The organism is Fimbriimonadaceae bacterium, assembly GCA_019454125.1.
Taxonomy (GTDB): domain Bacteria; phylum Armatimonadota; class Fimbriimonadia; order Fimbriimonadales; family Fimbriimonadaceae; genus JALHNM01.
The window spans coordinates 1,708,405-1,726,883 of the sequence record CP075365.1 but is presented as its reverse complement, the minus strand read 5'-3'; the positions used below and the strand labels follow the sequence as shown (position 1 = coordinate 1,726,883).

General features: G+C 65.1%; 19 protein-coding genes. 10 read left to right on the top strand and 9 right to left on the bottom strand.

Annotation, left to right across the window (positions count from 1 at the left end):
* Positions 1 to 61: 61 nt before the first annotated feature.
* The 3 genes from KF733_08560 (at position 62) to KF733_08550 (ending at position 3,527) form a co-directional block, all read left to right on the top strand.
* Entirely contained in the window at positions 62 to 1,033 is a 972-nt protein-coding gene (locus tag KF733_08560; protein QYK55054.1) for a hypothetical protein, read from the top strand.
* A 68-nt stretch (positions 1,034 to 1,101) separates the two neighbouring features.
* Entirely contained in the window at positions 1,102 to 1,554 is a 453-nt protein-coding gene (locus tag KF733_08555) for a hypothetical protein (GenBank protein ID QYK55053.1), read from the top strand.
* Between the two features lie 137 nt (positions 1,555 to 1,691).
* Positions 1,692 to 3,527 (top strand): S8 family serine peptidase, encoded by a 1,836-nt coding sequence (locus KF733_08550; protein QYK55052.1) that lies wholly within the window; start codon positions 1,692 to 1,694, stop codon positions 3,525 to 3,527.
* Positions 3,528 to 3,567: 40 nt separating this feature from the next.
* On the opposite strand, the gene feoB is transcribed toward KF733_08550, so the two are convergent.
* The 6 genes from feoB to KF733_08520 all read right to left on the bottom strand — a co-directional run bounded on the left by feoB (position 3,568) and on the right by KF733_08520 (position 8,748).
* Positions 3,568 to 5,721: a ferrous iron transport protein B gene (gene feoB / locus KF733_08545; protein QYK55051.1), complete on the bottom strand. Its 2,154-nt coding sequence runs from the start codon at positions 5,719 to 5,721 to the stop codon at positions 3,568 to 3,570.
* Between the two features lie 4 nt (positions 5,722 to 5,725).
* A complete protein-coding gene (locus KF733_08540; GenBank protein ID QYK55050.1) occupies positions 5,726 to 5,926 on the bottom strand; it encodes a FeoA domain-containing protein in 201 nt (66 codons plus the stop codon).
* Positions 5,927 to 6,016: 90 nt separating this feature from the next.
* A complete protein-coding gene (locus KF733_08535; protein QYK55049.1) occupies positions 6,017 to 6,724 on the bottom strand; it encodes a hypothetical protein in 708 nt (235 codons plus the stop codon).
* A complete protein-coding gene (locus tag KF733_08530) occupies positions 6,721 to 7,269 on the bottom strand; it encodes a cob(I)yrinic acid a,c-diamide adenosyltransferase (protein QYK55048.1) in 549 nt (182 codons plus the stop codon). The genes KF733_08535 and KF733_08530 overlap by 4 nt, the downstream gene beginning before the upstream one ends.
* Positions 7,266 to 7,967 (bottom strand): WecB/TagA/CpsF family glycosyltransferase, encoded by a 702-nt coding sequence (locus KF733_08525; protein QYK55047.1) that lies wholly within the window; start codon positions 7,965 to 7,967, stop codon positions 7,266 to 7,268. Before KF733_08525 ends, KF733_08530 begins: the two co-directional genes overlap by 4 nt.
* A gap of 4 nt (positions 7,968 to 7,971) precedes the next feature.
* A complete protein-coding gene (locus KF733_08520; GenBank protein ID QYK55046.1) occupies positions 7,972 to 8,748 on the bottom strand; it encodes an N-acetylmuramoyl-L-alanine amidase in 777 nt (258 codons plus the stop codon).
* 46 nt (positions 8,749 to 8,794) lie between these two features.
* Between KF733_08520 and hrcA the strand changes: the two genes are divergently transcribed.
* Positions 8,795 to 9,808, top strand: coding sequence for a heat-inducible transcription repressor HrcA (gene hrcA, locus KF733_08515; protein QYK55045.1), 1,014 nt, complete (start codon positions 8,795 to 8,797; stop codon positions 9,806 to 9,808).
* 98 nt (positions 9,809 to 9,906) lie between these two features.
* On the opposite strand, the gene KF733_08510 is transcribed toward hrcA, so the two are convergent.
* Entirely contained in the window at positions 9,907 to 10,515 is a 609-nt protein-coding gene (locus tag KF733_08510; GenBank protein ID QYK55044.1) for a hypothetical protein, read from the bottom strand.
* A 253-nt stretch (positions 10,516 to 10,768) separates the two neighbouring features.
* Between KF733_08510 and KF733_08505 the strand changes: the two genes are divergently transcribed.
* A complete protein-coding gene (locus tag KF733_08505) occupies positions 10,769 to 11,011 on the top strand; it encodes a hypothetical protein (GenBank protein QYK55043.1) in 243 nt (80 codons plus the stop codon).
* 324 nt (positions 11,012 to 11,335) lie between these two features.
* Here KF733_08505 and KF733_08500 read toward each other — a convergent pair whose 3' ends face one another.
* On the bottom strand, positions 11,336 to 12,061 hold the full coding sequence (locus tag KF733_08500; protein ID QYK55042.1) for an outer membrane lipoprotein-sorting protein: 726 nt from the start codon (positions 12,059 to 12,061) through the stop codon (positions 11,336 to 11,338).
* Between the two features lie 153 nt (positions 12,062 to 12,214).
* On the opposite strand from KF733_08500, the gene KF733_08495 reads away from it, so the two are divergent.
* Genes KF733_08495 through KF733_08475 form a run of 5 tightly spaced genes read left to right on the top strand, consistent with a single transcriptional unit; the run spans position 12,215 to position 17,544 of the window.
* Positions 12,215 to 13,243: a hypothetical protein gene (locus tag KF733_08495; GenBank protein ID QYK55041.1), complete on the top strand. Its 1,029-nt coding sequence runs from the start codon at positions 12,215 to 12,217 to the stop codon at positions 13,241 to 13,243.
* Positions 13,215 to 14,132 (top strand): hypothetical protein, encoded by a 918-nt coding sequence (locus KF733_08490; protein ID QYK55040.1) that lies wholly within the window; start codon positions 13,215 to 13,217, stop codon positions 14,130 to 14,132. Before KF733_08495 ends, KF733_08490 begins: the two co-directional genes overlap by 29 nt.
* A complete protein-coding gene (locus tag KF733_08485) occupies positions 14,129 to 15,286 on the top strand; it encodes a hypothetical protein (protein QYK55039.1) in 1,158 nt (385 codons plus the stop codon). The genes KF733_08490 and KF733_08485 overlap by 4 nt, the downstream gene beginning before the upstream one ends.
* Positions 15,283 to 15,669, top strand: a complete 387-nt coding sequence (locus tag KF733_08480; protein ID QYK55038.1) for a hypothetical protein — start codon at positions 15,283 to 15,285, stop codon at positions 15,667 to 15,669. The genes KF733_08485 and KF733_08480 overlap by 4 nt, the downstream gene beginning before the upstream one ends.
* Positions 15,670 to 15,681: 12 nt before the next feature.
* Positions 15,682 to 17,544 carry a hypothetical protein gene (locus tag KF733_08475; protein ID QYK55037.1) on the top strand — a complete coding sequence of 621 codons (1,863 nt, stop codon included), beginning with the start codon at positions 15,682 to 15,684 and terminating at the stop codon, positions 17,542 to 17,544.
* Here the strand turns inward: KF733_08475 and KF733_08470 are convergent.
* A complete protein-coding gene (locus KF733_08470; protein ID QYK55036.1) occupies positions 17,541 to 18,461 on the bottom strand; it encodes a proline dehydrogenase family protein in 921 nt (306 codons plus the stop codon). The two genes, KF733_08475 and KF733_08470, sit on opposite strands and share 4 nt — an antisense overlap.
* Positions 18,462 to 18,479 lie beyond the last annotated feature (18 nt).

Here is an 18,479-nt window from a genome sequence, read left to right as displayed (position 1 = left end):
CTTCCTAATCCGTGATAATGAAGAGGAGGTAAACAGATTGCCCTGGAGGAACGCGGGATCGTTGGGCGAAAGCTTCGTGAAGCTGGCCCACGACGTGCTGCACGTCGATGACCAATACGTCGCGGATTCGATCGACGGCTTCACCTGGTGGCCGAGCGACCTCGCCACCCGAGTAAGCACGGACATGGGCGTCTTCCGCCACTCCCAATGTGTCTACCGCATCACCGCGGAGACAGACATGCTCAAGGGCCGCGGCCACCTGCAGCAATTGGCCGAGGCGCTCGAGCATGAAATGGACCACTGCACGTTCAGCGGGCCGGTCTACGATGAGAAAGCGGACACCATCCGCCTCTTTTGTTGCGTCTACGCCACCGACGAGGACTCGGACTGGCTGAAGAAGACGTTCGCGGCGGCAGTCGCGATGCAGGCCACCGAAGCTTACGACATGGTGCAGCGGCTGAGCCAGCGGTTCCACGCGACGCGGGCCTGCAGCGAGCATCCCAAGTCGGGCATTCGGAGCGACCACGACCCCATGGTCGACCGGGCGGTCTCTTTCTTCCACCCTTCGGGTGACGGCCCCAGCCGCTGGATCGGGGACGAAGGCTGGAAGCGGGCAGGCTGGATCATGGAGCGGGAGGCTCGGCACTTGGACTCTGACGAACACAGCCGGCTGGCCGCCGACTTTGACTGGAGTTGCAGCGAGGGCACCATGCACTTGGAGGTCCGCACTGACGAGCCCCATCCAAAACTGGGCAACGGGCTCCATTGCACCCTGACTGTCCCCATGCCCTTGAACACGGCCGCCATCGGGCACCTCGTGATCGACCTGAACACGCACGAGAAGACCGAGTACAAGCGCTGCCATAGCCTTGGCTCCTGGTGCGAGCACGACGGCAAGTTGGCCTTCCGCATGTTCATGCCGAACGCGCTTTACGACCCGGCCGTGCTGGAGGCGGTCTGCGTGAACATGGCCACTCGGGCGATCTGGACCGAAGAATGGTTCTGTGACTTGAAGGCAAGGGCGGGGCGGTAGCGATTGCCCACGGCGATCGGCGGGCCTAGCCTGCCGATCCCTTCCCGGCGTCTTCGTACGGTAAGAAGATGTTCCTGCGCAATACGGCACTCATGGGCCTGCCCGCCGCGGTCGCCACGACCGTCGCACTCCTCGCGTTCGGCAAGGCCGAGAACCGTAGCGCGGCTGCCCCGATCAACGCGGTCAGCCACATTGCCTTCGGCGACGAGGCGCTGACGGTCGATGAGCCGGAGCCCAAGTATTTCGTAACTGGGCTGGTGCTGAACGCCTTTGCCCTGTTCGGTTGGGCGGGCCTGGCCGAGCTCTGGTTCCGCGCCCGTGGAGGGAAACCGTCCGCGGCGGAGAAAACGGCGGTCAGCGCCGCCGTGACCGGGATCGCCTATGTCACGGACTTCCACCTCGTGCCGCCGAGGCTCAGCCCCGGCTTCGAACACCGGATTTGCAGGCGGTCGCTCTACGCGACCTATGCCGTCCTTGCCCTCGCTTTGGCGGGCGGAGCCCTGCTTCGCTCGAACGATTAGGTACAGCCGATTTCCGGTACCTAAACCAGGGCGTGTGGGCCAACGCCATGTTATCATCAGGCTTGACCATGTTTACTCTTGGCTTTTTGCCTGCACTCGCACAACAGCCTGTTTTAAATCAACACCCCCACCGGCTGTTGGTCAAGGCGAGCGCCCCTGTCGCCTCGGCCGCTGCCGCCCGCGTCGCGGGTCGCGTGGTCACGAATGTCCCCCAGATCGGTTGGAGCGTGGTCGAGCTCCCCGGCGATCTCAACAAGGCCCGTCAGACGATGCTCGGCGTGGCCGGGGTCAAGCGAGTCGAGTTCGACCGTGCCGCCCGCCTTGCCTATACTCCGAACGACCCCCTCTGGCAGCAACAGTGGCACTTTCGCACGCTGAAGGTCGAGCGGGCGTGGGACGTCTCCCGCGGCACCACTCCCGTCACCGTAGCCGTGATCGACACTGGCATTTTGGAGACCCACCCGGACCTGGCCAACAACCTCTGGACCAACCCTGGCGAGATCCCCAACAACGGGATCGACGATGACGGCAACGGCAAGATCGACGACGTCCACGGTTGGAACTTCGTCAACGATACGAAGAACCTGGCCGATAACTACGGCCACGGGACGCCGTGTTCCGGCATCGTCGCGGCCACGCAGGACAACAACCTCGGGGTCAGCGGGGTCGCCCCCTTGGGCAGGGTCATGATGATCAAGGCCACGAACGAAGACGGATACCTCTTCGACAGCTACTTGATCCCTTCGTACATCTATGCGGCCGACAACGGGGCGAGGGTCTTCTCCATGAGCTACTGGTCTGACCGCGTCTCCGCCGCAGAAAAGGACGCCATGGACTACGCGGTCTCGCGAGGCGTGCTCCCGGTGGCGGCCGCAGGCAATGAAGCCTCGGCCGTCCCTCAATACCCGGCCGGCTATGAGAACGTCGTCAGCGTCGCGGCCGTGAACCAGTCGGTCAACAAGTCTGGGTTCTCGAACTTCGGCACCTGGGTCGACGTCTCCGCCCCGGGCGAGGACCTCACGACGACCCACAACGACGGCGGTTACGGCTGGTTCGGCGGCACGAGCGGTGCCTGCCCCCACGTGGCCGGCCTCGCCACACTGCTCTTCAGCGCGAACCCGAACGCCACCGCGCGCCAAGTCCGCGAAGCGATCGAGGACACGGCCACGACCCTCAACCAGGCTCCGTTCGGCGAGTATGCGAACTATGGTCTCGTCGACGCTGAGGCTGCCATGCGGGCCATTCTCGGGGCGCCGGCGCCCCCGAAGAGCGTCCGTGTCCGCTACATCACGAACTTCGGCATTTCGCTTTCGACCTCGTCGATCTTGCCCGCCCGCTATTCCATCGCCCGGATCTATGGCCGGGGCTTCAATGGCGTCGCCAACCTTCGCGTGACGCAAGGGGCGGTCGAGGCTTTTCTCGTCAATCGCGACCGCGACTGGGTCGACTACCGGCACGACGTGAAGGTCAACGCCCCGGTCCAGGTCTGGGACGGCCAGACCCTGCTGGCGACCGTCCAGCCCCCGGTCGTGCCGCGTCTCGCCTTCCCCGCAATCGAGTTCAGCACGCCCGGCGGATCAGCGACGGGCGACTTCTTCTCCACCTTGAACGACGACGCCCAGGTCTTGACCGCGACCACGAACGGGGCGAACCTGGACTTGCAGGTGGTCTTCCGCAAGGTGCCCGCCAACTCGGGCATGCAGCTCCGCGTCCGGCGGCGCTATACGGGCGCGAGTGGCAATGAGTCGGTGCGGCTCTACGACTGGTCTTCGAACTCCTATCCCTATGGGAGCTGGGACACCGTATCGACCGTGCCCGTGCCGACGACCGACACCACCACCCTGGTCTCCGTCCCGGACATCGCGAAGTACATCGACCCCGAAGGGTCCGTCTACGCCCGGATCGTGGTGCCGAACCAGCCCGGTAACGCCCGGTTGCTCGTGGACAGCCTCCGCCTGCAGCTTCGTCGCTAGGAGCCATACGCAAGGGGGCCGCGGCCCGGCCTCCTTGCAGCTATCCTGTGATGCGGGTTCCCACCTGGTAGACCAGCACGGCGAAGACGTATGCCAGCACCGTCATATATCCGAACGAGAAGGCAGCCCACTTCCAGGAGTTGGTCTCCCGCCGGATCGCGGCGAGGGTCGCCATGCACTGGGCGCAGAGCGCGAAGAAGACCATAAGCGCGATGGCGGTGGGAAGGGTCAGCAAGGGCCTTCCGTCGGGCCATGTCGCCTTGCTCAGCGCCTCCGGCAGGCTGCGGCTCGTCTCGTCCACTTCCCCGCCTAGGTCGAAGATGATCCCCATGGCGGAGACCACGACCTCTCGGGCCGGAAAAGCGGCCAACACCGCCGTCGTAAGGCGCCAATCGAACCCGGCGGGCCGGAAGACGGGCTCGACGAAGCGGCCGAACTGTCCCAGATAGCTATCCCGGATCTGGTGTTGGGCGACATAGTTCTCGACCAAGACCTCTGAGCGGAAGCTCGCGCTTTCGTTCGCGTACTCCGCTTCGTAGCGGGCCTCCGCCTCGGCCGACCTTGGGAAATAGGTCAGAGCCCAGATGACGACAGAGAGCGCCAAGATCACCGTGCCGGCCGTGGTGAGGAAGACCTTCGCCCGGGAGGAGACGGTGAGGAGCACGTCGCGGCCACGCGGCCACTGGTACCGGGGCAGCTCGAGCACGAACGGGATGCGACGGGCCCGGAAAGCGAAACGGTTCAGCACCCACACCGTCGGCACCGCGATCAAGAGCCCGAGGAAGTGCATGCCGAAGAGTGTCAAACCCGCCGCGATAGGGCCGAACTTTGGCTCGACGAAGGCTCCGATCATGAGCACGTAGACCGGCAACCGGGCGGAGCACGACATCAACGGGGCCACGAGGACGGTGGCCAGCCGTGACCGCTCGTCGGGCATCACCCGCGCCCCCATGATGCCCGGCACCGCGCAGGCAAACGAGGAGAGGAGCGGGATGAACGCCCGCCCGTTCAACCCAGCCCAACCGAGCATGCGGTCCATGAGGAAGGCAGCCCGCGCGAGGTAGCCCGTGCCTTCCAGCAACGCGATAAAGAAGAAAAGGATGCAGATCTGGGGAAGGAAGACGAGCGCCGCCCCGATCCCGGTCAGCACCCCGTCGACGACCAGCGATTGCAGGATCGGGTTGAAGGCCAGGGCCGGGGAGACCGCGCTAGAGACAGCCGACGTTCCCGCCTCGATCAAGTCCATCAAAGGCTTTGCCAAGGTGTAAATGCTCTGGAACACCAGGTACATCAGGGCGAAAAAGACAAGCGGCCCGAAGATGCGGTGGGTGAGGACGGCGTCGATGCGGTCGCTGACGCGGCGGGTGGCTTGGACGCTCGTGATCAGGACTTCGCGGGTCACCCTCCCTGCCCAAGCGTAGCGGGTCTGGGCGTCTAGGGTCCGCCCGTCGCCCGATGCGCCTAGCGCCTCCCGACGGGCCTCGACAAAGGCCTCGACGAACTCGGGTAGGTTCGCCAGACGGCGGTTGAGCGCCGCGTTCTCGTCCAGCAGGGCTTCACGCACCTGGCTCTTGGTGGCGTCGATGCCGGCCATGGCGAGCCGCTCGTGGAGCCGGAAGACCGGTTCGCGGACCACGTTCGGAAAGCCCAAGTCGACGTCTGGACGGCGCTGCGCCTCCAGGCTCCGGACGACCGCAGAACGGAGTTCGGCGAGCCCCTTGCCTTTGTGCGAGACCACCGGGACCACTTCCACGCCGAGGATCTCGGAAAGCCGGCCCACGTTGATCTCGGCCCCTTCTTGGGCGAGGACGTCGGTCATGGTTAGAGCCACGACGGTCGGTTGGCCCGCCCCGAGAAGCTGGCTGAAGAAGAACAGGTTGCGCTCGAGGTTGGAGGCGTCGACGACGCAGACGAGGGCTTCGATCTTGTCGTCGTCGGCTATGACGTCGGCCGCCACGGTCTCGTCGGTGGAGACCGGACGCATGCTGTACATGCCCGGGACGTCCAGGAGATCGATCGGCACGCCGTCCGCCTCGAACCGGCCGGTCACCTTCTCGACCGTCACGCCCGCATAGTTGCCGACCTTTTGGCGGGAGCCCGTGAGGGCGTTGAAGACGCTGGTCTTGCCGGAATTCGGGTTGCCGACCAGGGCGACGACCGCGGCCCTTCGTACAGAGGCGACCGGCTTGGGCAAAGGGCTATACCACCGGTTCGACGGTCAGGCACTCCGCTTCGCGCCTTCGCAGGCACACGCGGCCGCCTCGCAAGTCGATCTCAAAGGGGTCGCCGAGCGGCGCAATCTTAAGGACGGTGAACTCGGTGCCCGGGGTCAGGCCCATCTCCATGAGGCGGCACGCGCCGCACGCGAGGATATCGACGCCGACAATGCGGCACCGCATGCCAGCGCAAGGCTTGAAGCTATCTGACTTACAACCCTTCGGCTTTTCCACGTCCACCTCCTTCATACCACAAACGGCGTAGGATCCCTCCTACCGGACCACGGTGAACGCCTTCTTCTCGACCGGTTCGTCGACTTTAAAGTCCACCTTCCAGATTCTACGGACGACCGCCCCCGCTTGTTCTGCGCCTTGGGCAAGTTCGTACTCAAGAAGGTCGCCCTTCTCATTGCACGTGATGCGGTACTGGGCGGTGACCGGCTCAAGCGCGGTGAGCCGCCAGTCCCCTTCGATCCGGTATTGCTTGGGTTCCGTGCCCGGAACCTCGACCGGTTCGCCGAGCGTGACGAGCTGCTCCTTAAAGAGGCGCAGGTCGCGGACGTCGGCGATGGCCAGGTCGATCGGGACAGAGCGCTCGGCCAGGCTCAGGCCGGCTGCGCGATAGATGTCGCCGAGCGTCGTCTCCTCGGTCACCGGCTCGATCAGCCGGGCCCCGGAGCCGACCACGTCTTGGGAGGTCTGGACGGGTCTGTTGTAGCTGAACTCTTTGCCGTCGGAGGTCAACAGGAACCTGGCCTTCGGCGCGACCGAGGTGGTCTGCCCGATAAAGAGCCTCGTCGGGCGCTCCAAGACCAGCACGGACGTGATCGTGGCCTTCTCCACCCCGATCTGGATCGTGGTGTCGATCGTGCCGGAGATCGTCTTGGCTTCGTAATAGTGGGCGATCATCCGACTGATGAGCTCGCTGGCCGTCGGCGGATCGTTCTGGCAAGCGGCCAGAAGCACGAAAAGGGGGGTCATTCCGACCCTCCCCGCCACACGGACTCTTGCGTGCCTAATCGGGCGTTTTCGGTTCGCGCGGCAAGGAACATCCAGTCAGAAAGACGGTTGACAAAGGCGATGAGTTCTGGCCGGACCGGCCGATGGCGGTTTAACGCCACCAAATGGCGCTCGGCCCGACGGCACACGGCCCGGGCAAGGTGGAGGTGGGCGGCTGGCCCGGCTCCCCCCGGCAGAAGGAAGTTGCGAAGCGGGGCTAAGGCGTTCTCTTGCGAGTCGATCGAGCCTTCCAATGAGGCGGTCAGCCCTTGGACCGGCGCGGGCCTGGCGAAGCGGCTCCCCGGTTCGGCGGCGACCTCTGCCCCGCAGTCAAAGAGGGCGCTCTGGACCCGGGCGAGGAGGTGGTCGAGCTCGGCACTGACGCCAAGTGACCGGACAATGCCGATCGCGGCGTTGAGCTCATCGAGGTCGCCCAGGGCTTCGATCACGACGTCGTCTTTGCCGACGCGCGCCCCGCCGATCAACCCCGTTTCGCCCTTGTCGCCCGTCCGGGTGTAAATCCTCACCGCGACGACCTGAGCACTTCGAGCGCGAAGCGCGGCAAGAGCCGGACCTTGTCCAGCTTCTTCGGGTTCAAGAGGAGCCGCCAAACCCACTCGGCCTTTACCGCCTGGATGAGGCGCGGGGCCCGCTTGACCCGGCCGCTGAAGACGTCCAGAGAGCCGCCGACTCCGACCGAGACCTTGGCGCCCGTGGCGCCCAGCGTCCTCGCGATGAACTTCTCCTGGCGCGGGATGCCCATCGCGACGAAGAGCACGTCCGGCTTCGCCCGGGCGACCTCTTGGGCGACGAGGCTGTCGTCTTCCGCCGGGAAAAAGCCGTGATGGGTCCCCACCACGTTGCAACCGGGGTGCCGCAGCATCAGCCGCTCGGCCGCCAATTGGGCCACACCCGGTTCGGCACCGAGGAAGAAGACCCTGTAGCCCTTGTCCGCGCTCAACGCGCAAATACGGTCGAGCAAGTCGACGCCGCTCACCCGCTGGACGTTCGCCCCCGCCCGCTTCATCGCCCAGACGACGCCTTGGCTGTCCGGGGTCGCGATGGCGGAGGAGCGGTAGATCCGGGCAAGCTCGGCGTCTTCCAGGGCCTGGACCAAGCCAGCCGCGTCAGCGGTCACCAACTGGTGCGCGGTCTTGCTCGCGATAAGCGACTCCACCGCGTCCAGCGTCCCATCCATGTCCAGGGTGGAAATGGGGACTCCCAAGACGTTAATCGTTGGATACGCCGAAAGCGTCCTCTGACCGGTCATCGCCATCCGCGATTGTACCGAGATGCTCGAAACGGGCCGTCCCCTTTCTTCCGCTGGATCCCGGTTCTTTCGAACCTGCCCGCACTTTTGCGAGCGCCGCGTCCACGCCTGCCTTGAGTGCTTCCGCAAGCGCGTTCTGCCCGGCGTTCGTCGCCACAAACTTCTCGTCATTGGGGTTCGTGATGACGGCCATCTCGACCAGCAAGACGGGCACCTTGCTAAAGATCGAGCCGGTCAGGGCGCCCTGCTTCCCCCCGACGGTCGTTTGCCCTTCGTCCCGCACCCCCCTGTCTTTCAGCTTGCCCTTGAGACTTTCCATGACTGCCTTGTGAAAGACCGGGGCTAGGCGCTTGGAGGCTTCCCGTACCGCCTTCGAGGGCCCCGTGACGCCCTGCGCCCTCCCTTCCCGGGCCGGGTAGAAGGTCGCGAGCCCGGACTCCTTTGCTGCGTCGAGATGGAGCCGCAGCATGAGGTCGGCCTTCGCTTCGTTCGCGATCTGGGCCCGCCGCCTGTTCGTCATTTTCTGCCCTTGGCTGCTCTTCGTAAGCACCACCGTGTACCCGCCCTTCTCCAGAAGCGGTCGCAGCTTTAGCGCCACCTTCCAGGCGACTTCCAACTCAGTCACCCGCTTTCCCGATGCCCCGCGGCCCACCTCGCTCGGATGCCCTGGGTCCAGGCAGACCACCGGCTTTGGGCTGGCGCCCAGCAAAGCGGCGAGGATGGCGCATGCGACCATAGGTTGCGGCACGATACCAAACCCGGGCCAAAGTAAAATAGAGCCTGTGAGCGATCTGAGCCCCCGGAAGCGCCAGGTTCTGCGGGCGGTCGTCGTCGAATACGTCGAAGGCGCGGAGCCGGTCAGCAGCGAGCAGATCGTCCGCCAGTACGAGCTCGGGGTCAGGAGCGCGACCGTGCGCAACGAGATGGCCGAGATCACGGAGCTCGGCTATCTTGAGCAGCCTCACACCAGTGCCGGGCGTATCCCCAGCGACTTGGGCTATCGCTACTATGTCGACCACCTGCTGATCCCGGTCGTGCTCCAAGCGTCGGAGCAGCGCCGCATTGGGGACGCGACCTCCGAGGACGACACCCTCAACGAGCTTCTCCGGGAGACCACGAAGGCGCTCAGCCGGCTCACCCGGCTCCTCAGCATCGCGGCCACGATCCGCAACGGAGAGGTGACCGTGCGGAACGTGCTCGTCACCGCCATCGGCCCGGACCGCGCCTTGCTCGTCTTCGTGCTGCAGAACGGCCACGTCGAGACCCGCATCCTCGATTGCCCGCCCGGCACGACCCTCGAGCATCTCGGCAAAGCGAACGCGGCGCTCGGGGCGTTGGTCGAGGGCTCGAGCCTGCGGACGGTCTCGCGGGCGAAGACGCCCTCGGTCGAAGACCCGGTCCTCTCTGTCCTGATGCGCAACGCCTTCGCCCTCCTTCGCACGACGGCACGCGAGATCATGCGGGGCCAGCTGGTCGCAGACGGCCAGCAGTACGTGATCGCCCAGCCCGAGTTCCAGCGCGACATGGAGTCAATGGCCGCTTTGCTCGATAGCTTGGAGGACGAGGAGACCCTTTACTCGGCCGCGATCGGCGAGGGCGTCACGATCGGGCGCGAGAACCCGATCGAATCTATGCACGGCCTCTCCGTGATCCGGAAGACGTTCTTCGTGGGCGAGGACGAGGCGGGCACCCTCGCCGTGATCGGCCCCACCCGGCTGCCCTACGACCGCACCAGCGCCCTGCTCGATTTCACCGCACGGGCGGTCTCCGAGACCCTCACCCGGCTCTTGAAGTAACGACGCCGCATGGCGGGTCTGCCCCAACAAAAGAGCCCCCCTTTCGGGGGGCCGGACGAAGAGGGGGTGGGGAAAGCCCCCCCGGGAGGTAAGTCTGTTTAGTTGCCGAACAGGAAGGCCAAGTCGTTCCGGTTGCCGTCGCAGGCGTCCTTCACGTAGTCGAAAGCTGGGCCCGGCTTTTCGAGCCAAGCGGGACAGCCTGTCAACGGCCTGCGTCCGGACCACCCGAACTGGGCGAGACCGACGATCGAACTCGTCGAGTCGTCCTCGGCGATCGAGACGTACCACTTGCCCGCCGGGACCACGACAGGCGACGTATTGGCGAGGAAGTGGTAGACGGTGCGCCCCTGGCAGTCCATGCCAACCGGGGTCTTCTGCGGATAGATCGCGGTCGTGTAGGTCCGGGCGCCGACCTTGCAGTTCAGGTTCTGATAGAACGAGAGCTCGAAGCGGACCACGGAACCGACGGGCAGCGTCCCCCAGAACTCGACCTTGCGGAGGATTTGGGGCGCGGCGATGACGAAGTCGTCGTAAGCCTTGGTGGGAAAAGGCACCCCGCCGATGTTGGCGACGACCGAAAGGGTCGAGGCGCGCGGCGGGGTCCAGGGCTGCGAATACCAGGTGACGGCAAGAGCCGAACCGGCCGAGCAAGCGAGGGCAACGGCCATCGCAGCCCGAAGAGAACGGAAGCAAGTGTTAAGGTTCATGCGATTCCTCGATGCGTCTCCGGAGCCAGTGCGCCATCGACAAGCGCATGATCCACCTGCGACCGTTACGAAACCGTGACAAGCCCGGGACGTCCCCAAAGAGCCCCCTCGCCGAACCTGGAAACGGCCTTTCCCGCGGGTGGCATCCTCAGGATGTCTTGACACAAACTTCTCATGCCTCGGCACGCCCCGTGCTGAGGCTAGACTCCTGCCCTGCGCAAGCGGCACCGGACGAACTGGGCGCAGGCGGCCGGTGGCGTTCCTGGCCGCTACCGCACTTGACTTCGCGCCCGTGTTCGCGAGGCCAAGGCTGAAGGAACTGGGGGCGGCGTCCCTTCTCGCCGACCGCCAGAGGTACGGCACGCCGCTCTACGCCTTCGTCGTCTGTCGAATCACCTGCACCTGGTGCGAGGAAAGGGCGGTGTTTGACCAGAAGGTGAGGCACGTCCACGACAACCCGGTCAGGGCTGGGCTCTGCGCCCGGGGAGAGGAGTAGCGCTGGTCCTCGGCCAGGCTCTACCACGTCGAAGGGATCGCACGGTCGAGAATAGCCTCGGCACGGAGCGTGCCGAGACATTAAACATTAAATCCACGGCCCAGCCAACTGCCCCCGCACTCCCCCCGGGTTCCCCGAGGGTTCCCCACGGCACCGGTGCCGTGGGGAACCCGGGGGGAACCCTCGGGGAACCGTCGGGGAGACCGGGTAAATGCCGGCTGCGTGGCCAGAGTGCCTAAGGACACCACCCCGGCCACGCACTGCTATGCGGCGTGAAGGTTCCGCAGGAACCGGGGTGCAGAAGACACCACCCCGGCCATGCCCTTACTTGATTTCGAACAGGGAGTTCGGGAGGCCGGTATTGACCTTCAAACTGCCATAGGTCGTCGAGCCGCCGACCTTGCCTTCTGAGTTCATGACCGTCACGCGGGTGGGGACGTAGACCCCGCTGACTTGCTGCGGCTTGTCGTACGTGAAGATGGCGAGAAGCTTGCCGCCGTTTTGGCTGTACCACTCGCGCTTACGCACAAACTTCATCTGCGAGTCCACCCAGACCCGGTGGCGGCTGGTGTCGTCGAGTCGCGGGATGTAGGTGAGGTCGAACACCTGGCAGCCTGCGAAATCCCCGCGAGTCTCCGACCGGACGAACTTCGACTGGAAGAAGTCCTTGAAGAGCGAGGGGGTGAGCAGGCCGAAGTCAAGCGGGGTCTGCCGCTTGCCCGGGCTCCGGCTGAGGTCTTCCTTCTGGTTGATGTTAGCCCGCGGCACCCGCACGAGGCGCTTCGTGCCGTTCACGATGAAGAAGATCGAGGTGTCCTCGACCTTCCCTTCCATGCGTAGCATCAGCGGCTCCTTCATCCAAACCTGGCTGGATTTGAACCGATAGGAATCGGCAAAGTCCTTGTTGATCTTGCGCAACTCGGCTTGCTTGGCGTTCTGGACTTGGGCGACGAAGGAGACGTCCTTGAAGTTTGTGTTGATGTAGGACTCGATCGTCGGGCTGCTTTGCCCCAAGGCGGCGGTGGCAATTGCGGCGAATAGTGCGGTCATCCTGCGCGGTTCCTCTATGGGGCCAAGACGCTCCAGCCCGCCAACGATTCCCGGCTTGCGTCGAAAGTCCCCCGGCCGAAGCCGGCTATCGGCCCTATGCCGAGGGCGGTCGGGCCAGTGACCGTCCGGCCCTAAACCGCGTATAGTTGCGAAATGGCGCGGGCGACGCCGCTCGAATCGTACGCGAAAAGGATGGGTGCGCTTGAGCGGCGCTCCCTCGTCCGCGCCTACGCCGCGACCGAGTTGGTGGACACGGCCCTGAGCCTTTATCAAAAGGTCGCGCGCCCCGTGCTCAAGGCGACGGCCGTGCCCATGATCCTCTGCCTGGCCGGCTTGACGTTCTACAACACGTTCGTCCTGAACGGGCTCTTCACGACCCGGGCCGGGGGCGACCTCCGAATCGAGGCGACCGAGATCATGGTCACGATGGGCACCGCGCTTGGCGTAGCCCTTCCCCTCCTCGCCCTCGGACTGGGCAGTTCGATGGCGGCCACCGTTTCGAAGCTTGCGCCGCTCGTGCGAGGAGACCTGACAGATCCTCCGCCAGTCGGCGGTGGGGCCGCCTTGCGGACGGCCCAGACGATCCTGCTGGTCATCGCCGCCTCTTGCGGGGTCGCCGTCCTTTCTGGGATCGGCATCTTAGCCGGCGCCTATGCGGAGCGGACAGGCGCGCACAATGTCGCGACCGACGCGGTGACCGCCCTGAGTTGGCTGAGCCTCGCGACCGTCGCATGGATCCTCATCCCGGTCGGCCTTTGCGTCTTCGCCGTGGCACCCGTCGTGTGCCTGCTCGAATCGGCCAAGCCGCTGGCTTCGCTCCGACGGGCAAGGAAGCTGATGCGGACCGCCCGCGGCCAGTCCAACGCTTATGGGCCGGTGGTCGGCGCGATCACCGTGCTGCTCTTGGTCGGCTTCGGCCTTGGGGGCTCGATGGAGTTCATTCTGGGCGCGTTCGGGCTCCAGAGCTTGATCGAGCGGACGTTCAGCCCGTTCGGCCTGGGCGAGCTGCTCTCCGGCGTCGTCCAGGCGCTGCCGACTTACGTCACGCTCTGGTTCCTGACCCCCATCTGGACGAGCGTCGTGACGCTTCTCTACTTCGACCGTCGGGTCAGGCTCGAAGCCTACGACATTCGGCTCTTGACGGAGGACATCCTTGCGAAGCAAGGCGCTCGCGGCCGTTAGCCTCCTGGCCGCGCTCGCCTTCGCCCAGCACACCGACTGGGCGAGCAAGGTCCGCGCGACGAAAACGGGCGAAGAACTCGCCCGGGTGGCAAACTCCCTGCCGAAGGAGATCGCCGAAGACCTCAACGTCGCGGAAGAGATTGAGATCGCCCTCTCGAGCGATTCCGACGTGCCGCTTAACCGGGAGAACCTCGCCAACCAGATCGAGCTCCGCGAGCGGCTTTCCGCCCGAAAGTCGCCCAACGACAAGGCGGGGCAGACCGCGAAAGATATCCTCTCTTCGCCCCGTTACAAGGATCCCGGGATCGCCGAGAACCGCTCCCTTGCGACCAATGCGGGGGACCGGCTCACCGCTTGGCTGAGGGAGTTGTTGGGACGTTTCCGTCCAACCGCCGCGGCCGGCGTGCCTGGGTTTGCCTTCCCCGGCCTCGCGCCCCTTATCTGGGGATTGGTCGCGGTCGGGTTCGGCCTCCTCGTGTTCTTGTTCGTGCGGGCCTTTCGGTGGCAGTGGCAACGCAAGGTACGGGGCGGCGGCGTCCTGGACGAAGACGAGCCCGACCGCTCTTCCGACGAATGGCTGCTTCGGGCCGGGCAGCTAGAGGCGGAGGGCCGCTACCGCGACGCCGTTCGCTGCCTTTACCTCGCCTGCTTGATGCGGATCGACGAGGCGGGCATCGCCCGCTTCATCCGCACCGAGACCAACCGGGAGCACCTTCGCCGGATCCACGACAGCGCCCTCAAACCGGAGTCGATCGACTTCCTCCCGCCGACCCGGCACTTTGAGGAAGTCTGGTACGGCAACATGCTGGAGGGGCAGCCGGACCTTGACCGGATGCGGGAGTTCTACGTCTTCTTGAAGGACGCCACGAAGGAGGTGGCACCGCGATGAGGGGCAACTCCTACCTGCGCGTCGCCTTGGTCTTGGTCGGACTGCTGGCCGCGTCGTACTTCGTGCTGAGCGTGGCCCGGCAGGAGCGGAGGACGAACCCAAGCGCCACGAACAGCGGCCCCAGCGGCCTCGCCGGCTTGGCCGAGCTTCTCCGGCAGCAAGGCTACGACGTCGTGATCGACCGGCGCGAGCGTCCCCGCCTCCGTCCGCAGGACGTGGCGATCGCGGTCACGATCCCGCAGAAGCTCCTCGGCATCTTCGACCAAGAACCGATTCCCTTTCAGGAACCGCCGTTCAACAAGAACTTGCACGCCTTCCTTTCGGAGGGCGGCTCCGTGATCCATCTCGTCCTGCCAGGCGACTTTGCGGACGCCTCCACCAAGGCCCGGACGGTGGAAGCCGCCCTCCTCAACGATCCCGAACCCAGGGCGCTGTCGACCGTCGAGGTCGAAGGCACGTCTTCGCTAGAAGTCGGCGAGTCCGAACCCTACGTCCTTTGGACCGCGGGCGAACCCCTGGCCAGCGGCTACCTCGAGGGCACGGGCGTGGCAATCCAGGTGGAAAACGGCATCGCGGCCACCAACAGGTTTCTTGGGCGAGAGGACAATGCCGAGTACATCGCGGACCTCGTTTCCCGGGTGGGCCGCCCTGGTGGGCGCGTCGTCTTCACTGAGGCTTCCTTCGGGAACATCGACCGCGAAGGCTTTCTGGGAGCGCTCGGCTCGTGGGCAGTCGCCGCCCAATGGCAATTGATCCTGCTGCTAGGCGTGGTCGTCTTCAGCCTCGGCGCGCGCTTTGGCCGGCCAGACCCTGAGACCACCCACCAACGTGGCAGCCGCGACATGATCGACGCCGTCTCCGAGACGATGCGCCTTTCCAAGAAGCAGGACTTGGCCGTACGCGTCCTCGGGCAGAACACTTTGGACGAGGCGCGGAAGCTCTTGGGGGTGCCGCCCGGCACTTCGGAGCAGCGCATCCTGCAGTCGCTCCCTTGGGAGGATCGGCGCTTGCTCCAGGCGGCGCTCTACGAGGAAGGCTTCTCCCGAGAGGCGGCGGTAAAAGTCGCCGGCGAGCTGACCGAGCGGTCGCGCACCTGGACGCGCACTTCCTTGCGGGAAAGGCGTCGGGCAGAAGGGGATAGAATGGCACGATGAAACGCGTTTTCCCGCTCCTGGCCCTCGTGCTGCTCGCCGTGCCTGCTTTCGGCCAGCAGCCGCAGCCGAACGCCCAAGCAGCCAGCATCCAGGCCGATAAGAAGAAGCTCGAAGCGCTCGACAAAAAGTACACGGCGGCCAAAGCGGCCTACGGGAAGCGAAAGGACGACGCCGCCGCCCGGAAAGCCTACGTCTCCGCCACGAACGACTATGGCGACGCCGTCCTGGTCGCGAAGTCTCTGACGCCGAAGGACAAGTATCCCAAGGCCCTGCGGCTTTACCGAGAGGTCTTGACCGTCGACCCGAAGAACAAGCACGCACTCGAGAACAAGAAGCTCATCGAAGACATCTATCGCAGCATGAACCGGCCCATCCCCAAGTAGAATCCGCGCCCGGTGGATCGTGACGTCAGCGCAGAACAAGAAGACCGGATCGAGGAGATCACCCGGTTTGCCGTCCGCCTCGGCCTAGCCGTCACGTTCCTGGCCCTGTTGCCGGCCCTGATCGGTTGGCTGAGCGCGCCTACGGGCTCGCTTTATTTCGGAATCCAGACGAACCTGGACGACCACATGGTCTATGCCGCATGGATGCGCCAGGCCATGGAGGGCCGGTTCCTCATGGACAATCGGTTTGCCATCGACCCGCAACCGGGGTTGACCGTGCACGTTTACTTCTTCGCGCTGGGATTGGTCGCGAAGCTGGTCGGCATTCCCGCGGCGATGGCGATTTCCCGGGCCGTCTTCACGTTCGGGTTTGTGTACCTGCTGTCGCGGCTTTTGATCCGACTGAACATGCGGGTCTTCGAAGCGAAGTTCGGCCTCATTTTCGCGAGCTTTGGCGGCGGCCTCGGGTTTCTCTTCTGGGAGCGGTTCGGCCAGGCGGCGGTCAACGGGTCGAGGACGGTGGCGACGCTGGTCTCGGGCCGTGCTCCGATCGACGTTTGGCAACCGGAGGCGTTCGTGTTCCCTTCCGCGCTCACGAACGGGCTCTTCATGGCGAGCCTTTGCCTGATGGTCACGGTCTTCAACGCCGTCCTTTCCGCCCGCGATTCCTGGAAAGGCGTGCTGGGCGGAGCCCTCGCCTATGGCGTGCTGATGAACATCCACAGCTACGATGTGCTCCTCATCGCGATCGTGCTCGTCGGCTTCCTCGTGACCCAGCTGGTCTCGAAGCAGGCGACCTGGCCCTGGGTGGGGCGCGTCCTGGTGATCGGACTCGGGGCGCTGCCTTCCGCCCTCTGGTTCCTTTACGTCCTGCAACACGACCCTGTCTTTCAAATGAGGGCGGCCACGCCGACCTATTCGGCGAATTTCCAGCAAGTCCTGTTTGGCATCCTGCCCCCGGTCTTCCTAGCCCTGGTGGCGCTCTATAAGTGCGGGGGGGAGCGGAAGCCCTTCGCGACGCTCGGCCTCAGCGGGCTCTTACTGGCGCTCTACGTCCTCGCCCGCCCCCACGACCCCGGCCAGGGCTACTTCCTGACTTTGGGGCCGTGGATCGCGGTGTTTATCGTGGCGCTCGGGTTGCTGGCTCTTCTGGCCAAAGCCGACGCGGGCTGGAACCTCATTTGGTCTTGGGCAATCCTGGGCCTCGTCGCCATTTACTTCCCCGCCCTCTTTGAGCGCAAGCTCTCGATGGGGCTGGTCGTCCCGTGGGCGATCTTGGCCTCCCTCAGCCTGCCCCAAATCCTCACCCACCGCGACCGCTCCACCCGCAACCTGGTCGCCGCCCTTGCGCTAGTGATGACCTGCGCGGTCTCGATCCTGTGGTTCCAGCGCGAGATCGTCTTCATCCGCAAGGACGTGAGCAGCACGACCGTTCATTCGGTCTACTACTCACAGGACGCGGTGCGGGTCCTGGAGGAGATCGACCGCGCCCCGGGCCGCAAGGTGGTGGTCGCAATGCCTGGCATTCCCAACCCCGTGGGCCCCGCCGACTTTGACACGCCGATCCTCGCCGATCTCAACTCGATCATCTCGGGCATGACCGGCGCCTACACATTCGCTGGGCACTGGAGCGAGACGCCCGACTACGGCCGCCGCCGCACGCTCGCCACCCTCCTCTTTCTTTCGACGACCTCCGACGCCGACCGCAAGGCGATCCTTCGCGAGATCAAACCGGACTTCATCGTCGCCCCAAACCCGGTCGCGTTCGAGAACCAGAAGTTCGCGGGAGAGACGCTACCGCTGGCCGACTTGCGACCTTACGGCGAGGTCGTCTACGAGGGCAGCCAGCTCTTCCTTGTCCGTTACCGCCCCTAGCGGCGGACCAGGCTCTTCGCGATGAAGGCCAGGTTTGCAGGGCGCTCGGCCAGCCTGCGCGAAAAGTAGGGGTACCAAGCCGAGCCGAACGGGACATAGACCCGGACGTTGTAACCCTCTTCCCTAAGGCGGTCCTGCAGGTCGCGCCGGATGCCGTAGAGCATTTGCCACTCGAACTTCGCAGGGTCGATCCCCTTCTCTCGCACGAACGCCTTGAGCTCGCCAATGATCCGCTCGTCGTGGGTCGCGATAGCCGGGTAGTTGCCCTCCGAAAGCAGCATCTTCGCCACCTCGACGTACTTCGCGTCGACTGTGGCCTTGTCCTGATAGGCGACCGTGGCCGGCTCTAGGTAGGCGCCCTTGACGATGCGGACACGCGCGCCGAGGGCGATCATCGTGCGGGCGTCGTCCAGGGTGCGGTGCAGCATGCTTTGCAGAACCGTCCCCGTGTTCTTGAGGTCGGCGAAGACCCGCGCCACCATGGCCACCGTCCGCTCGGTATAGGCGCTCGCTTCCATGTCTGCACGGACGAACATGCCGAACTTCGCCGCCTCGGCGACGATCTCGCGATAGTGTTTCTCGGCGATCTCATCTCCTTGGTCGAGGCCCAGCGCGGTCAGCTTGATCGAAACGTTGATCTTCTCGACGTGCGGGCTTTGCCCGATGCGGCGGACGAGGTCCACATAGGCGTCGCGCTCCCGCTCCGCCTCCGTGACGGACGCCACGTTCTCGCCGAGCAGGTCCAAGGACACGTTAAAGCACGAGGCCGCGAGCCCGTCGCCAACTTGGATGGCTTGCTCGACCGTCTCGCCCGCGATGAACCTTCGGACGACCGGCCGGACCAGCGGCGACCGAGTCATGAACGCCTTGACGAACGGCAGGGCTGAGGCGCGCAGGATCAAGGTGCGGAACAGCATCGTTGGTGTCCAGAGACG

Bases quoted from the DNA above. Each gene is read 5' to 3' on its own strand.
- KF733_08555 (QYK55053.1), top strand. From the start codon at position 1,102: ATGTTCCTGCGCAATACGGCACTCATGGGCCTGCCCGCCGCGGTCGCC.
- KF733_08540 (QYK55050.1), bottom strand. From the start codon at position 5,926: ATGCGGTGCCGCATTGTCGGCGTCGATATCCTCGCGTGCGGCGCGTGC.
- KF733_08535 (QYK55049.1), bottom strand. From the start codon at position 6,724: ATGACCCCCCTTTTCGTGCTTCTGGCCGCTTGCCAGAACGATCCGCCG.
- KF733_08520 (QYK55046.1), bottom strand. From the start codon at position 8,748: ATGGTCGCATGCGCCATCCTCGCCGCTTTGCTGGGCGCCAGCCCAAAG.
- KF733_08510 (QYK55044.1), bottom strand. From the start codon at position 10,515: ATGAACCTTAACACTTGCTTCCGTTCTCTTCGGGCTGCGATGGCCGTT.
- KF733_08500 (QYK55042.1), bottom strand. From the start codon at position 12,061: ATGACCGCACTATTCGCCGCAATTGCCACCGCCGCCTTGGGGCAAAGC.
- KF733_08495 (QYK55041.1), top strand. From the start codon at position 12,215: ATGGCGCGGGCGACGCCGCTCGAATCGTACGCGAAAAGGATGGGTGCG.
- KF733_08485 (QYK55039.1), top strand. From the start codon at position 14,129: ATGAGGGGCAACTCCTACCTGCGCGTCGCCTTGGTCTTGGTCGGACTG.
- KF733_08480 (QYK55038.1), top strand. From the start codon at position 15,283: ATGAAACGCGTTTTCCCGCTCCTGGCCCTCGTGCTGCTCGCCGTGCCT.
- KF733_08470 (QYK55036.1), bottom strand. From the start codon at position 18,461: ATGCTGTTCCGCACCTTGATCCTGCGCGCCTCAGCCCTGCCGTTCGTC.